The organism is Martinezella sp. CNPSo 3732, from assembly GCF_057784515.1.
In genome coordinates, this window is record NZ_JBXSOO010000015.1 from 13,217 (window position 1) to 28,415 (window position 15,199).

The 15,199-nt window shown below is 61.0% G+C and carries 11 protein-coding genes; 8 read left to right on the top strand and 3 right to left on the bottom strand.

Going from position 1 to position 15,199, the window contains the following annotated elements; genetic code table 11:
- Nucleotides 1-19: 19 nt before the first annotated feature.
- Nucleotides 20-526, top strand: a complete 507-nt coding sequence (locus AC13RM_RS21815) for a MarR family winged helix-turn-helix transcriptional regulator (RefSeq protein ID WP_113231756.1) — start codon at nt 20-22, stop codon at nt 524-526.
- A 186-nt stretch (nt 527-712) separates the two neighbouring features.
- Here AC13RM_RS21815 and AC13RM_RS21820 read toward each other — a convergent pair whose 3' ends face one another.
- Both AC13RM_RS21820 and AC13RM_RS21825 read right to left on the bottom strand, forming a co-directional pair.
- Entirely contained in the window at nt 713-2,272 is a 1,560-nt protein-coding gene (locus tag AC13RM_RS21820; protein WP_113231755.1) for an indolepyruvate oxidoreductase subunit beta family protein, read from the bottom strand.
- Nucleotides 2,273-2,281: 9 nt separating this feature from the next.
- A complete protein-coding gene (locus tag AC13RM_RS21825) occupies nt 2,282-4,435 on the bottom strand; it encodes a thiamine pyrophosphate-dependent enzyme (protein ID WP_374816286.1) in 2,154 nt (717 codons plus the stop codon).
- 357 nt (nt 4,436-4,792) lie between these two features.
- On the opposite strand from AC13RM_RS21825, the gene AC13RM_RS21830 reads away from it, so the two are divergent.
- The 5 genes from AC13RM_RS21830 (at nt 4,793) to AC13RM_RS21850 (ending at nt 10,166) form a co-directional block, all read left to right on the top strand.
- The gene (locus AC13RM_RS21830; protein ID WP_374816288.1) at nt 4,793-6,328 is read left to right on the top strand and encodes an ABC transporter substrate-binding protein; all 1,536 of its coding nucleotides are present in this window, start codon (nt 4,793-4,795) and stop codon (nt 6,326-6,328) included.
- A gap of 230 nt (nt 6,329-6,558) precedes the next feature.
- Nucleotides 6,559-7,566, top strand: a complete 1,008-nt coding sequence (locus AC13RM_RS21835) for an ABC transporter permease (protein WP_374816291.1) — start codon at nt 6,559-6,561, stop codon at nt 7,564-7,566.
- Nucleotides 7,559-8,452: an ABC transporter permease gene (locus AC13RM_RS21840; protein WP_113231751.1), complete on the top strand. Its 894-nt coding sequence runs from the start codon at nt 7,559-7,561 to the stop codon at nt 8,450-8,452. The genes AC13RM_RS21835 and AC13RM_RS21840 overlap by 8 nt, the downstream gene beginning before the upstream one ends.
- The gene (locus AC13RM_RS21845; RefSeq protein WP_374816294.1) at nt 8,449-9,321 is read left to right on the top strand and encodes an ABC transporter ATP-binding protein; all 873 of its coding nucleotides are present in this window, start codon (nt 8,449-8,451) and stop codon (nt 9,319-9,321) included. The genes AC13RM_RS21840 and AC13RM_RS21845 overlap by 4 nt, the downstream gene beginning before the upstream one ends.
- Entirely contained in the window at nt 9,318-10,166 is an 849-nt protein-coding gene (locus AC13RM_RS21850; protein WP_374816297.1) for an ATP-binding cassette domain-containing protein, read from the top strand. The genes AC13RM_RS21845 and AC13RM_RS21850 overlap by 4 nt, the downstream gene beginning before the upstream one ends.
- Before the next feature lie 15 nt (nt 10,167-10,181).
- Here AC13RM_RS21850 and AC13RM_RS21855 read toward each other — a convergent pair whose 3' ends face one another.
- Nucleotides 10,182-11,795, bottom strand: coding sequence for an AMP-binding protein (locus AC13RM_RS21855; RefSeq protein WP_113231748.1), 1,614 nt, complete (start codon nt 11,793-11,795; stop codon nt 10,182-10,184).
- A 297-nt stretch (nt 11,796-12,092) separates the two neighbouring features.
- Here AC13RM_RS21855 and AC13RM_RS21860 point away from each other — a divergent pair, with 297 nt between their 5' ends.
- Entirely contained in the window at nt 12,093-14,411 is a 2,319-nt protein-coding gene (locus AC13RM_RS21860) for a bifunctional salicylyl-CoA 5-hydroxylase/oxidoreductase (RefSeq protein WP_374816299.1), read from the top strand.
- 7 nt (nt 14,412-14,418) lie between these two features.
- Complete coding sequence (locus tag AC13RM_RS21865) at nt 14,419-15,198, top strand: SDR family NAD(P)-dependent oxidoreductase (protein ID WP_374816301.1); 780 nt, start codon at nt 14,419-14,421, stop codon at nt 15,196-15,198.
- Nucleotide 15,199 lies beyond the last annotated feature (1 nt).

Sequence of the window (15,199 nt, forward strand, 5' to 3'; positions counted from 1 at the left end):
CGGAGGAGGAGTTTCGTCGATGGAGGAACGGTTTTCAGGCACCATTTTGAGGCGCAAGCGGGATGAGAACGCAAAGCGCCCGACCATGGGCGAAATCGGCCTCAATCACTTCGCACCCTATCTGATGAATCGGCTGATGGCGCGCTGGAACGCCAACCTTTCGGAGGAGCTGCGCGAATACGACATGACGACCGCCAAGATGCGCGCGCTTGCCGTCCTCAGCGTCTCCTCCAGCGTCACCATCAACGAGCTCTCCGTCTTTGCGGTGACCGAGCAATCGACGATGAGCCGCACCTTGGATTCCCTCGAGCAGCAGGGCTATATCCGCCGCCAGCCCCGCGCCGAAGACATGCGCATCCGCGATGTCTCCATAACCGAGGAAGGCCGCGCCGCCTTCGAGAAGGTCTGGCCGACCATGTACGACCTGTTCCTGCAGATGTTCGACGGTGTCGACGAGGCCGAATACCGCACCTTCATCTCGACACTTCACAAGGTACTGCACAATATCCGCAAGCACGAGATCTGAAGAGATCGGGGTGTCTGTGGCCGCCTCGTCCTTCGAGGCATCTTTCCGCTGCGCTTCAAGATGCACCTCAGGATGAGGCGGAGCGAATTTCGTAACTAGCGCAAACGGTTAGCCCTCATGGTGAGGTGCGGAGGACCGAAGGACCGGAGCCTCGAACCACGAGGGCGAGTGGTTGAAACGACACCATCACAGCGTCTCCACAGTCTTCAACGCTCCATCAAGCGCCATACCTTGCTCATCCAGCAACGCCGCCTGGCGTAGCCGCTTCATCCACGCAGCGCCGTCTTCGCGATCACGCAGCAGTGGTAGCGCCGACATGACGCGGTCGAACTTGGAAAGCCCGCGCGCATGCGTATCGGAATAGCCCTTGACGAGGCGGCGGTTGCCGAGCACTTCGACGGCGAGATCGTAACTCACCGTCAGCAGATTGCACGCCTCCGCCAGCCACGCCTCTCGATGCTCCACCTCGCGTGCATGTCGCAGGGTGCCGCGACGGATGCGGCGCAGCGCCGAGACCATGTAGAGGCCGAGGAACCAGAAGAGCGTCCCGGTCTGAACGCGGCGCCCCTTGTTGACGAAGCGGTCGAGCCGGGCAAACAGGCGCGGCCGGCTTTCGATCCAAAGGCCCATGCCTTTCGGCATCGTGCCGCAGACCTCCTCCATCCGCGGATGCATGTATTCGGTCATGTAGACGATCTGGTCGTCCTTGGCGCCGACCTCCTTGCGAACGCGCTCGAAGCGTGAGCCACGCACCTTCAGATCGGCAACGCGAATGACGTCGTCGTAGGCCATGGCGACTGCGACATATTTTGCCGCCTGCACGGTGAAGGCAAAATCCTTGCTTGCGCCGCTTGCCTTGCGATCAAGCGCATGAAGTGCGGCAACACGGCTCAGATATTCGTCTGCATAGGCCGGGTCCTGATAATCCGTCAGCTTCTTGACACCGGCAAACAATAGCGGCCACGCAATTTCGGGAAATTCGGCGCGAAGACGATTGACCAGTCGGTCGAGTGCAGGATGACCGGCCGTCTCTGGCAGCGCGTCGAAATGCTTCGGCAGCGTTGCGGAAACCGCATCGCGCGGCTTCTCCTTGACGCGGTCGAAGGCAGCGTTGAACGCCTTCAGGCTGGGCTCGATGCCCTTGCCGCCGGCGCGGATCATCGCCTCGAAAGCCTGCTTGCCGAACGGCAGCGCACCGGAACCGGCCAGCGCACCGAACATGGAGGCCGAAATCACGCTGCCGTTCCTGACGGCCATCGTTTCCATATCGAAGGCGATAGTGCGCTTGGCGGCGAAATCCGTAGCATCGACCACCACTTCGGCATTGCCGATGCCATCACCCGGCTTTTCCTTTTCCGCAACCGCAAAGGAACGGTGCGTCGAGGCGATCAGCAACGTCTTGTCCGGCGTGACCAAGCCGCGCAGCACCGAGCGGCCGGCTTCCATCAGTTCGGCGGCCATGACGACATCGACATCGCCAGGCGTCGGCATCAGTGAAAAGATCGGCGCGTGACCATCCTTCGCCGGCAGCATCTCGATATAGTAGATCGTCGCGCCCGTTCGCTGGGCAACGCCGGGCACGGAGGTCGTCTGCGCCATCCAGCCCTCGGCCTCGGCAAGTCCGACGATCCAGTCGGCCAGGACGCCGCCGCCCTGTCCGCCCATGGCGAGGATGGCAAGCGACAGCGGTTTGTCCGTCGAAAGTCTGGCAGCGCCGAGATCACTCATGCTCACATGCTCGTTCATCTCGCCCTCTCAATCCGAAAAGACGATGCGGCCGGCACGGCGGCGCGCCTGCAGCCAACCGATGACGCGGGAACGCAGACCAGCAACGAAGCGATCCCAGCCCGTCGGATTGTGGATGATATCGGCACGGTAGAAGGAGGGACAGAGCACCGCCGCCTCCGAGACCTCGCCGCAATTGCCGCAGCCCACGCAATTATTGTCGATCGCCGCCACCGGATCGTCCTTCAGCGGATCGTCGGTATGTTTGACCGACAGCGAAGGACAGCCGGAAAGGCGGATGCAGGCGTGATCGCCGGTGCAGACATCTTCGTCCACGCCGAAGCGCTCCTTGACCACACGCTTGCCGTCCTTCACCGCCTTGGCGAATTGCGGCTTCACGCGTCGCTGCTTGTTGAGCATGCACTCCGAGGAGGCGACGATGATCTTCGGCCCCGGCTCCCTAGAGGTCAGCGCTTCGCGCAGCGTGTCGCGCATCTTGGCGACATCATAAGTCCGGTCGATCTGGCGCACCCAGGTCGCGCCGATGCCCTTGACCGCATTGACGATGGAATTGTTGGTCTTGCGGCGCGGGTTCTGCGCGCGCGAGGACGGTATGTCCTGCCCGCCGGTCGCCGCCGAATAATAGTTGTCGACGACGAGGATGACGCCGTCCTGCTTGTTGAAGACCGCATTGCCGACTGAAGTAGCAAGGCCGTTGTGCCAGAAGCCGCCATCGCCCATGACCGAAATCACGCGCTTGTCAGCCGCGACATTGAAGGCCGAGGCGGCGGCCGGCCCGAGCCCGTAGCCCATGGTCGTGCTGCCGATATTGAAGGGCGGCAGGATCGAAAAGAGGTGGCAGCCGATATCGCCTGATATGTGATGCTGGCCGAGTTCGCTCTCGACCATCTTCATGGCGGCGAAGATCGGCCGTTCCGGACAGCCGATGCAGAAACCGGGCGGCCGCGGCGGCACCACTTCGGCAAGCGCCTTGATCTTCGGATCGTTGAGGATCGGCGTCGGATCCGGTAGCGGCGGCTGGTTGCCGAGCAGCACGCGCTGGTGAACCTCGAGGAAATTCTTGATGCCCTTCATCAGCACAGGCGCGGTATATTCGCCGCCCATCGGCAGCACGTCCTTGCCCGCGACCTTGGTCTGGATATCGCGGCGGCGCAGGATGGTATTCAGGGACTGCTCGATATACTCAGGCGCCCCCTCCTCCACCATCAGCACCGCCTTCTTGTTGGCGCAGAATTCGGCGATCTGGTCATCCACAAGCGGATAGGCGACGTTTAGGACGTAAAGCGGTACGGCAGAATTGCCGTAGACATCGGCAAGCCCAAGCTGCTGCAGCGCGCGCAGCACGCCATTATACATGCCGCCGAGCAGGATGATGCCGACATCGCCTTCCGAGGGTCCGAAATACTCGTTGAGCTGGCGCTTCCTGATGAAATCGACGGCAGCGGGCCAGCGCTTCTCCAGCTTCTCCTTCTCATGCAGGAAGGATGCCGGCGGCAGCACGATGCGATTGACGTCGCGGACCGGATTTTCAAGCGCCTGCTTCAGCGTATAGGCCGGCCGCTTATTGTCCTTGGCGACGAACTGGCCATGCACATGACAGCTGCGGATGCCCACCTGCAGCATGACGGGCGTGTTCGACACCTCTGAAAGCTCGAACCCTTCCTCGACCGCCTGCACGATCGACGGCAGGTTCGGGCGCGGATTGAGCAGCCACATCTGCGATTTCATCGCATAGGCATGGCTGCGCTCCTGCATGATGGAGGAGCCTTCCCCGTAATCCTCACCGATGATGATCAGTGCGCCGCCGGTGACCCCGCCCGAAGACAGGTTGGAAAGCGCATCGGAAGCGACGTTCGTGCCCGCCGTCGATTTCCAGGTGACGGCGCCGCGCACCGGATACATGACGGAGGCGGACAGCATGGCGGCCGCAGCCGCTTCCGAGGCTGATGTCTCGAAGTGGACACCCAGATCCTGCATCACATCCTTGGCGTCGGCCAATACATCCATGAGATGGGAAATCGGCGAACCCTGATAGCCGCCGACATAGGAGACGCCGGATTGCAGAAGTGCCTTGGTGATCGCGAGAATACCCTCGCCGCGGAAGATGTCGCCTTCCCCGAGCTTCAGATCCTCGACCTCGCGCGCAAACGATCGCTCGGCCATGACGTTACCCCTTTGCCCTTGTGGGCTTGTTTTAAATCATTTGCAAAATCATATTTTGAACTTCCTTGAGCTGTCAACGAACAAATATGAAATCCAGCTCGATGGAGTAAGTTCGAAGCGGCAAGCCATTGCCTTCCTCCTTCCACATCGGAATCTTCGCTCCCTGTGTTGCAGCGCAGATATATGCGTACGCATTTAATATGGATGCCAAAAAAGCATCGGATTCTTTGCAAGCACCAGAGAAAGCGCTTGCCGCTCCAAAATATGTATTTTAAGATTAAAACATTCCGACAATAAATCGCCAGCGGCAGTTGGGCGTCACGCTTTTCTGTCGCTTAACAGGGGAACGGAGTGACCATGACAACGCTTACTCGGCGCGAGGCCCTGAGCCTCGGCGCAGCCGCATTCGTGACTGGGATTCTAGCCGGCAGAACGCCTGTCGAAGCAGCCGAAGCCGGCACGCTGACCATCGCCTTCAACGTCAATTTGCCATCCTTCGATCCGACGACCGGCCCATCCGCCGTCAACCCGACGATCCAGGCGATCTATCGCTCGATCTTCGACCAGTATATCGGCCAGGGACCGGACCTGAAGTTCCAGCCGGGCCTTTTGACGGCCTGGGGCTGGAACGACGACAAGACGAAGGTCTGGATGGATGTCCGCGAGGGTGTCACCTGGCACGATGGCTCCAAGTTTACGCCCGACGACGTCGTCTGGTCTCTGGAGCGCGCCGCGAAGCAGGAAACCGGCAATCCGATCCAGTTCATCTGGTCGACCGCGAACAATTACAAGGTGGAAGGCAACCGCATCACCGGCGATGTCGTTCGCTTCGAACCAACCTATTTCAAATGGATGGCCTTCCTCACCGGCTACGTCCTGCCGAAGGATTATTATACCAAGGTGGGCGCACAAGGCTTCGAGAAGAAGCCGATCGGCACCGGCCCTTATATGGTCGATGCCTATGAGGGCAACTCCTATCTGCGCCTGAAGGCAAACCCGACCTATTTCGGCGGCAAGCCGGCCTTTGACACCGTCATCTTCAAGTTCGTGCCGGACACCACAAGCCGTGTCGCTGAAATCGAATCCGGTTCATCCGACGTGACGCTGGAAATCCCCTATGAGGATTTCGACCGGCTAAAGAAGAAGCCAGGGCTATCAGGCGTCGCCACGCCGATCTCCGACATCGGCATGATCTTCATCAGCAATGTCGACCCGATGCTCGACAAGAACGTCCGCCTTGCCGCCAATATGGCGATCGACAAGGACGCGATCATCAAGCGGCTGCTGCGCGGCTACGGCAAGCCGCTATCGACGCTGGAAGCGCCGGAATATGAAGCCTACGACTCGTCAGTCAAAACGCCTTACGATCCGGAACAGGCCAAGAAGCTTCTGGCCGCCAGCGGCTATTCGCCGGAAAAACCGGTAAAATTCGGCATCAAGACGACCCGCGGCTTCAAGCCGAAGGATTACGAGATGATCCAGGCGATCGTCGGCATGTGGCGCAAGGTCGGCATCGAGGCTGAAATCGAAGTCTACGAAATCGCCAAGCACTACGAGCTGCGTGCCGCCCACCAGCTCGGACCGGCCGCCTTCTACAATTGGGGCAACGCCATCGGCGATCCGACGACCTCGACCGGCTTTGCCATGTTCGGCCCCTCGCCGCACTCCGCCTGGAAGACCAAGGATGTCGACGACATGCTGGGACCGCTCTGGGTGGAAAAGGACGAAGCAAAGCGCATTGCCGGCTGGAAGGCGGCGATCAAATACATCGCCGAACAGGGCTATGTGATCCCGCTGCTGCAATATGCCCAGCCGATCGTCTACAAATCGAGCCTGAAGGTAACGCCAAACGTCTCCGGCGCCCTGCAGCCGACGCTGGTGTCGAAGGCTTGATGCATCAGGCTTTGAGTATGTGGCTGCCCCTCACCCTAGCCCTCTCCCCGTTTTGACGGGGAGAGGGGACGACCCCTGTGCCCTCGTCTGGAAAGACGCTCGGAAGGAAGGCCGCGGGTGCGTCTATCCCCTTCTCCCCGTCAGAACGGGGAGAAGGTGGCCGATAGGCCGGATGAGGGGCCTGTACTCTCCATGTTATAGTCAGCACATGCGATCGGAACTCATAACGCATGATAGCAGTCTCCATATTGAACCGCCTCATCATGGCAGCAATCACCCTCTTCGGAGTGGCGGTGATCGTCTTCGTGCTGTTACGCGTCGTGCCGGGTGATCCGATCGCGATGATGATCTCGCCGGGCGCAAGCCCCGCCGATATCGCAGCACTCCGCGCCCATTACGGCCTCGATGCAAACCTGACCACGCAATTCTGGCTCTGGCTGAAATCGGTTCTGATAGGCGATTTCGGGACATCGATCTCCCTGAAGCGCGATGTGCTCTCCCTGCTCGGCGAGCGCCTCCCGGCAACGCTGGAGCTTGCCTTTGCCGCGTTGGTGCTGGCCATTCTGCTCGGCGGCGCGGTCGCGATCATCGGCACGCTCGCCCGCCGTACGATTTTCGAGCCTTTGATCGACAGCCTCAACGGCCTTTTCCTTGCCGTTCCGGATTTCGTCTGGGCTCTCGCACTTGTTCTTGTCCTTGGCGTTCTCTTTCCGCTTTTCCCACTCTCCGGACGCATCGATCCGAGCATCGACGCACAATTCGCTACCCCTTTCTACCTCATGGAGAGCCTGGTAACGTTTCGCTTCGGTATCTTCGTGGACATCTGCGCCCATATGGTCATGCCGGTCATGGCGCTCGGCCTGCCGCTAGCGGCCATCATCGCCCGCGTGCTGAAGGCAGCGCTCTCCGAGGCCATGGTGCAGGACTATATTCTGCTCGCCAAGCTGAAAGGCATGTCCGAGCTGCGGCTGGTGCTGCAGGAGGCGCTACGCAATGCCGTCGGCCCGACGATCGCGCTGACCGGCGTGCAATTCACCTTCCTGATCGGCGGCACCGTCATCGTCGAACGCATTTTCGCCTATCCCGGCATAGGCAACATGGCGATCGATGCCGTGATCAACCGCGACCTGCCGCTGATACAGGGCCTAGTATTGGTCTTCGGCGCTCTCTTCATTCTCGTCAATCTGGCGGTCGACCTTCTCGTCGCGGCCTTCAATCCGAGGCTCGCCCATGGCTGAAGTCACCTCGCCTGCCATGCCGCGACCATCCTCCAGAATGGCGAAGCGCGTCCGGGCGCTGCTTTCCGAGCCAAAGGTGATCTTCGGCGGCGGTTTCATTCTCATCCTCCTCATCCTCGCGATCTTCGCGCCTTATATTGCGCCGAAGGATCCGCTCGAGCAGGATCTGATGTCCGGCACTCTGCCGCCGGCATGGATCGAGGGGTCCGATCCCGGCTTCCTGCTGGGCACGGACGATCTCGGCCGCGATGTGTTGTCTCGCGCCATCTTCGGTACACGCATCGCGCTCACGGTCGCCTTCGTCGCAGCCGGACTTGCGGCATTGATCGGCACGTTGCTCGGCCTTCTCGCCGGCTGGTATGGCAGCTGGATCGACAAGGTGATCTCCCGCCTCGTCGATATCTGGATGGCCTTCCCGCCGGTGCTACTGTCGATCCTGCTCGTGGCCGTCTTCGGGTCCGGCGTGCACTCGGTCATCGCGGCCATCGTCATCATCGACTGGACACGCTTCTGTCGCGTCGTGCGCTCGGAAACGCAGGCACAGGCGCGGATGGACTATGTGACCGCAGCCCACACCATCGGCTTTTCGCGGGCCAGAATCCTCTTCAGCGAAATCCTGCCCAATGTGACGCCCGTGCTCATCGCCCTTGTCAGCCTGGAAATGGGCATCGCCGTCATCGTCGAAGCCATTCTGTCCTTCGTCGGCCTGTCTGTCGCATCGGACACGCCGACCTGGGGCGGCATGATCGCCGAGGGGCGGCAGATGATCTATCAAGGCTGGTGGGTGCTGGTCGTGCCGCTGATCGCGCTCTTCGCGACGGTGCTTGCCTTCAATCAACTCGGCGACGGCCTGCGCCGCGCCCTCGATCCGGTCATGCGCCGATGACATCTCCGCTTCTCTCCATTGCCGGCCTCAGCGCCATATCCGACCGTGACAGCGGCGCACCGATCCTGCGCGACGTTTCCGTCACCCTGAAGCGTGGCGAAGTGCGCGGGCTCGTCGGCGAAAGCGGCGCTGGAAAATCGACTATCGCCAAAGCCGTACTCGGCATTCTGCCGCGCAGCGTGCGCATCATGAGCGGCTCGATCCTGTTCGAAAGCCGCGACCTGCTCACGCTTTCTGCCCGCGAATTGCGTGGCATCATGGGCAGCGAAATCTCGCTGATCCCGCAGGACCCGCAAACCGCACTCAATCCCGGCCGGCGCATCGAGGCGCAACTGACCGATGGCTTGCGGTTGAAACGGCACATGTCATCAGGCGATGCACGCCGGCGCGCGCTGAAGCTGCTTGAGGAAGTGCATATCCGCGATCCAGAACGCGTGCTGCGCGCCTATCCGCATGAATTGTCTGGCGGCATGCGCCAGCGCATCCTGATCGCCGCCGCTTTCGCGCTGGAGCCGAAGCTGGTCGTCGCCGACGAGCCGACCACAGCGCTCGATGTCACCGTGCAGAAGCAGATCTTGCGGCTGATCCGCGGACTGCAGGAAGCGCATGGCACCGCCGTCATCTTCGTCACGCACGACCTCGGCGTCGTCGCCCAGATCTGCGACAGCGTGACGCTGCTCTACGCCGGCAAGGTGATCGAAGATGGATGCACGAGCGACGTGCTGACGCATCCCAAGCACATCTACACAAAGTCCTTGATATCGGCCGGGCCGCGCTACGACCGGCCGAATGCCGGGCTGACGCCGGTGCCGCAGGCCGTTTTCGAACAATTGCGCCGCGAAATCGGCATTCCGGAGGGCGGCCGATGAGCGTTTCCGACAATCTCCTGTCCGCTAGGGGCATCGAGGTCACCTATGGTGCCAAGCGGCATTTGTTCGGCCCGCCGGGCCTTGGCATCAAGGTACTGCACGGCGTCGATATCGATATCCGCCGCGGCGAAACAGTTGGCATTGTCGGCGAAAGCGGCTCGGGCAAGACGACCCTCGGCCGCGCCCTACTGCGGCTCGTCGATGTGACGGCAGGCAGCATCCATTTCGACGGCAGAGACATCACGCGTCTGCCGGCTACAGACATGCGGCCGCTGCGCCGTCGCATGCAGATGATCTTTCAGGACCCGATGGCCTCGCTCAATCCGCGCCACACGATCCGCCGCATCCTCGTCGAGCCGTTGCTACTCCACAAACTCGCTTCTGATCGGAAAGACGCCGAGCACCAGGTCGCCGAAATCCTTGAGCGGGTGACGCTGCCGCAGGCCTGCCTCGACCGCAATCCGCATGAACTCTCGGGCGGCCAGCGCCAGCGCATCGGCATCGCGCGTGCTGCCCTGCTGAAGCCGGATTTCGTGCTCGCAGACGAAATCGTCTCCGGCCTCGACGTGTCGACCCAGGCGCAGGTTTTGAATCTGCTGAAGGAGCTTTCGCGCGATCTCGGCCTGTCCATGGCCTTCATCAGCCACGATCTCTCCGTCATCCGTGCCGTCTGCGACCGCGTTTACGTCATGCGCCATGGCCGTGTCGACGAGGAAGGCGATTGCGAGCGCGTCTTCACGGCACCGACTTCCGCCTATACACGCATGCTGCTCGACGCCATTCCCCTGCCGGAAATCGATCCGCATTGGCTCGGTCGCGAGACGGACCACGAAAACGCTGCCTGATAAGCACCCGGACGTTCAGTTGCGCAGGCGGAAACGCTGTATCTTGCCCGATTCCGTCTTCGGCAGAGCTTCGACGAAGATGATCGAACGCGGATATTTGTAAGGCGCGATGACCGCCTTCACATGATCCTGTAGCGCCTTGACCAGCAGATCCGATCCGGTGACACCGGGTGCCAGCACCACATGGGCCTGCACGATATGGCCCCGCTCCTCGTCCGGCTTGCCGATCACGGCGCATTCCAGCACCTCGGCATGCGAAAGAAGGGCTGCCTCCACTTCCGGCCCAGCAATATTATAGCCAGCCGAAAGAATGATGTCGTCGGAGCGGGCAGCGAAGTGGAAATAGCTTTCATCGTCCTGAACGAAGCTGTCGCCGGTCACATTCCAGCCATCCCGCACATAATCGGCCTGCCTCTGGTCGGCGAGATAGCGGCAGCCGATCGGCCCACGAACGACGAGTTTGCCGATGGTCCCGCGCGGCACCTCGTTCATCTCGTCATCGACGACGCGAGCCTCATAGCCCCTCAGCGGCTTTCCCGTGCAATTCGGTTTCGCATCGGAGAGATGATTGGAGATGAAGATATGCAGCATCTCGGTCGAACCGATGCCGTCGAGGATCGGTTTGCCGGTCTTGCGCGTCCACTCCTCGAAGATCGGCCCCGGCAGCGTCTCGCCGGCGGAAACCGCGACCCGAAGCGAGGAGAGATCCGCCCCCTCTTCCATCGCCGCCAGCATGGCGCGATAGGCTGTCGGCGCGGTGAAGCTGATGGTCGCGCCGTACTCCTGGATGATCTCGACCATGTTCTTCGGCGAAGCGTTTTCCAGCAGCGCCGTCGATGCACCGAAGCGCAAGGGAAAGACGACCAGACCGCCGAGTCCGAAGGTGAAGGCGATCGGCGGCGAGCCGATAAAGACGTCATCCGGCGTCACCTGCAGGACTTCCTTGGCATAGGCGTCGGCAATGATCAGGATATCGCGATGGAAATGCATCGTCGCCTTCGGCACACCCGTCGAACCCGAGGTGAAACCGAGCAGCGCCACATCGTCCCGCCCGGTCTTGACCGCTTCAAAGCGCACCGGCTTGTTGAGCGCGATGCGGTCAAGTTCCGCGTCGTGGTTGGCGGTGCCGTCGAAGCCCACCACCTGCTTCAGGAAGCGGCTATCCTTGGCCGCGGTGACGAGTTCTTCGAGCAGCCTCGTATCGCAAAGCGCAAGCGAGATTTCCGCCTTGTCGATAATCTTCGAAAGCTCGCCGGCCCGCAGCATCGGCATGGTATTGACCGCGACGGCGCCGACCTTCGTCACCGCCAGCCAGCAGGCGATCATGGCAGGATTGTTGCCGGAGCGGATAAGAACGCGGTTGCCCGGCTTCACGCCGAAATCCTCGATGAGCGCATGCGCAATGCGGTTGGTCCAGTCCGCCAGCTCCTTGTAGGTGCGGCGGCGTCCGTTGCCGATCAGGGCCACGTGATCGGCGAAACCCTTCTCGACCATGCGGTCGCTGAGTTCGAACCCGGCATTCAGCCATTCCGGATAGTCGAAACCCTCCATCCGCAGTTCGGGCCATTCATCGAAGGGCGGCAGATTGTCTCGCGTGAATGTATCGGTATGACCGGTTGGTCCCAGCATTGCCTTGCTCCCGCATTCTTATCGATAAAATCGCCAGCATCGCCGTTTCCCCGCGGCGCATGTGGCATTGCTGAAAAAGATCGCACCGAAGCGCGGAATGTTCAAGCAAGAAATTTTAAGCCTAAACTAGTTTTGAATTCCCATTGATTTGGAAGCGAAATTTCCGATTTGCACAGTAGCGTGACTATCAGCCGTCCGCAGATTTGGGGAGGAAAAGCCTTGACGAATGGCCTCAACAATATATTTTAAACTTAAATTATTTTGAGATCGGCTTCGGCCGAACGAGGAGGGAAAGCGATGCGCATCGTCTGTATCGGCGGCGGCCCCGCAGGGCTTTACTTCGCGCTTCTGATGAAGAAGCTCTATCCCGAACACTCCATCCGCGTCGTCGAGCGCAATCGTCCTTATGACACCTTCGGCTGGGGCGTCGTCTTCTCCGATGCGACCATGGTTTCAATGCGCCAATGGGACCCGGAAAGTGCCGCCGAAATCGAAGATGCCTTCAACCATTGGGACGATATCGAAGTCCTCTTCAAGGGCACCCGCCAGCGCACGTCAGGCCACGGCTTTGTCGGCATCGGCCGCAAGAAGCTTTTGAATATCCTGCAGCGTCGCTGCGAAGCGCTCGGCGTCGAATTGATCTTCGAGACGGACGTCAATTCCGACCTCGATTATCCCGATGCGGATCTGATCATCGGCTCGGACGGCCTCAATTCCAAGATCCGCAATCATTACCCGGAAGTCTTCCAGCCTGACATGATCACCCGGCCGAACCGTTATATCTGGCTCGGCACCAACAAGCTTTTCGACGCCTTCACCTTCGATTTCCGCCGCACCGATCACGGATGGTTCCAGGCGCATATCTACAAGTTCGACGACAAGACCTCGACCTTCATCGTCGAGACGACGGAAGAGGCCTATCTTGCCCATGGCCTCGACAAGATGGACCAGGACGGCTCCATCGCCTTCTGTGAAAACCTGTTTTCCGAAGTGCTCGAAGGCGCTTCGCTGATGACCAATGCGCGGCATATTCGTGGCTCGGCCTGGCTGAATTTCAACCGCCTTATCTGCGGCAAGTGGAGCCATTTCAACGGCAATTCCCATGTCGTGCTGATGGGGGACGCCGCCCACACCGCGCATTTTGCCATCGGCTCGGGCACCAAGCTCGCCATCGATGACGCGATCGAGCTGACGCGGCAGTTCCAGATTCACGGGCAGGAGAAGGACAAGATACCGGCCGTCCTCGAAACCTATGAGGAAATCCGCCGCGTCGATGTCGCCCGAATCCAGAATGCCGCCCGCAATGCGATGGAATGGTTCGAGGTCGTCGGCCACCGCTATGCCGATACGCTCGAGCCGCCGCAATTCATGTATTCGATGCTGACCCGCTCGCAGCGCATCAGCCACGAAAATCTGCGGCTTCGCGACAAGACCTGGCTTGAAGGCTATGAGCGCTGGTTCGCGGAAAAATCCGGCCTTGCCGTCGGTAACGACCGCTGCCTGCCGCCGATGTTCACGCCCTATCGTCTGCGCGAGGTCCAGCTCGTCAACCGTATCGTCGTCTCGCCGATGGCCATGTATTCGGCTGAGAATGGGGTGATGAACGATTTCCACATCGTTCATCTCGGCTCGCGCGCCCTCGGCGGTGCCGGCTTGATCTTTGCAGAAATGACCTGTGTCACCCCGGATGCGCGCATCACGCCGGGTTGCCTCGGTCTGTGGAACGAGGAACAGGCTGCGCAGTGGAAACGGCTCGTCGATTTCGTTCACATGAACAGCGCCGCCAAGGTCGGCATCCAGCTCGGCCATGCCGGCCGCAAGGGTGCGACGAAGCTTGCCTGGGAAGGCATCGACCAGCCGCTCCCCGAAGGCGACTGGCCGCTGATCTCGGCGTCAGCAATTCCCTATCTCAAGAACAGCCAGGTACCGAAGGCCATGGATCGCGTCGATATGGAGCGCGTCAAGGCCGACTTCATCCGTTCGACGGAGCTTGCCATCGAGACCGGCGCCGACTGGCTGGAACTGCATTGCGCTCACGGTTATCTGCTATCGAGCTTCCTGTCGCCGCTCACCAATCTGCGCGAGGACGACTATGGCGGCAGCCATGAAAATCGCGCTCGATACCCGCTGGAAATCTTCCGTGCGATGCGCGCGATCTGGCCGGCGGACAAGCCGATCTCGGTTCGCCTCTCCTGCCATGATTGGACCGACGGCGGCAACACGCCGGAAGATGCGGCGATCTTCGCGCGGATGTTCAAGGAGGCGGGCGCCGACCTGATCGACTGCTCCTCGGGCCAGGTCTCCAAGCAGGAAAAGCCCGTTTACGGCCGCCTGTTCCAGACGCCCTTCTCCGACAAGATCCGCAACGAGATCGGCATCCCGACGATTGCCGTTGGTGCGATCTCGGAAGCCGATCATGCCAATTCGATCATCGCCGCCGGCCGTGCCGATCTCTGCGCCATCGCCCGCCCGCATCTGGCGGACCCGGCGTGGGCGCTGCATGAAGCCGCCAAGATCGGCCTGACTTCCATTCCCTGGCCGAAGCAATATGTTTCCGGCAAGACTCAGTATGAAACCAACCTCGCCCGCGCGGCCACGGCAGCACCGGCGAAATGAGGATCGAATGACGACTTCGGGCAAACTCGCCGGCCGTCACGCCCTCGTCACCGGGGCCGGCAGCGGCATAGGTTCTGCGATCGCCACGGCACTTGCTGCCGAAGGCGCGCGTGTCAGCCTAGCTGGTCGCCGCCGCGAGCCGCTCGAAGCGGTTGCCGCCGAAATCGGCGCTCATGCATTCGTGGTCGATGGCTTCGATGTCACCAGCCCCGACGCCGTTGCCCAGGGTCTTGCCAAGGCACGCGAAAAACTCGGCCCCGTCGATATTCTCGTCAACAATGCCGGCGAAGCACCGAGCGCGCCCTTCGAGAAGACGAGTCTTGAAGCTTGGAATCAGGTCCTCTCAGTCGATCTGACGGGTGTTTTCGTCGTGACGCAAGCAGTTCTGCCTGACCTCAAAGCTCGCGGCTCGGGCGGGCGCATCATCAATATTGCCTCGACGGCCGGCCTGAAAGGCTACGCTTACGTCTCGGCTTACGTCGCCGCCAAGCATGGCGTCGTCGGCCTCACTCGCTCGCTGGCGCTCGAACTGGCAAAAACCGGCATCACGGTCAATGCCGTCTGCCCCGGCTTTACCGATACGCCGATCATCCAGCGCTCGATCGAGACGATCGTTGCCAAGACCGGGCGCACGACCGAGCAGGCGCTTGCCGAGTTCACGAAGTCCAATCCGCAGGGACGTCTCGTCAGGCCGGAAGAGGTCGCCGATACCGTGGTATGGCTGGCCTCTCCGGCCGCGGCATCGATCAATGGACAGGCAATCGCGGTTGCCGGTGGGGAGATTTGAG

Excerpts from the sequence above, each read along its gene's own strand:
- AC13RM_RS21815 (WP_113231756.1), top strand. The coding sequence starts at position 20 with ATGGAGGAACGGTTTTCAGGCACCATTTTGAGGCGCAAGCGGGATGAG.
- AC13RM_RS21820 (WP_113231755.1), bottom strand. The coding sequence starts at position 2,272 with ATGAACGAGCATGTGAGCATGAGTGATCTCGGCGCTGCCAGACTTTCG.
- AC13RM_RS21825 (WP_374816286.1), bottom strand. The coding sequence starts at position 4,435 with ATGGCCGAGCGATCGTTTGCGCGCGAGGTCGAGGATCTGAAGCTCGGG.
- AC13RM_RS21830 (WP_374816288.1), top strand. The coding sequence starts at position 4,793 with ATGACAACGCTTACTCGGCGCGAGGCCCTGAGCCTCGGCGCAGCCGCA.
- AC13RM_RS21835 (WP_374816291.1), top strand. The coding sequence starts at position 6,559 with ATGATAGCAGTCTCCATATTGAACCGCCTCATCATGGCAGCAATCACC.
- AC13RM_RS21840 (WP_113231751.1), top strand. The coding sequence starts at position 7,559 with ATGGCTGAAGTCACCTCGCCTGCCATGCCGCGACCATCCTCCAGAATG.
- AC13RM_RS21845 (WP_374816294.1), top strand. The coding sequence starts at position 8,449 with ATGACATCTCCGCTTCTCTCCATTGCCGGCCTCAGCGCCATATCCGAC.
- AC13RM_RS21850 (WP_374816297.1), top strand. The coding sequence starts at position 9,318 with ATGAGCGTTTCCGACAATCTCCTGTCCGCTAGGGGCATCGAGGTCACC.
- AC13RM_RS21855 (WP_113231748.1), bottom strand. The coding sequence starts at position 11,795 with ATGCTGGGACCAACCGGTCATACCGATACATTCACGCGAGACAATCTG.
- AC13RM_RS21860 (WP_374816299.1), top strand. The coding sequence starts at position 12,093 with ATGCGCATCGTCTGTATCGGCGGCGGCCCCGCAGGGCTTTACTTCGCG.
- AC13RM_RS21865 (WP_374816301.1), top strand. The coding sequence starts at position 14,419 with ATGACGACTTCGGGCAAACTCGCCGGCCGTCACGCCCTCGTCACCGGG.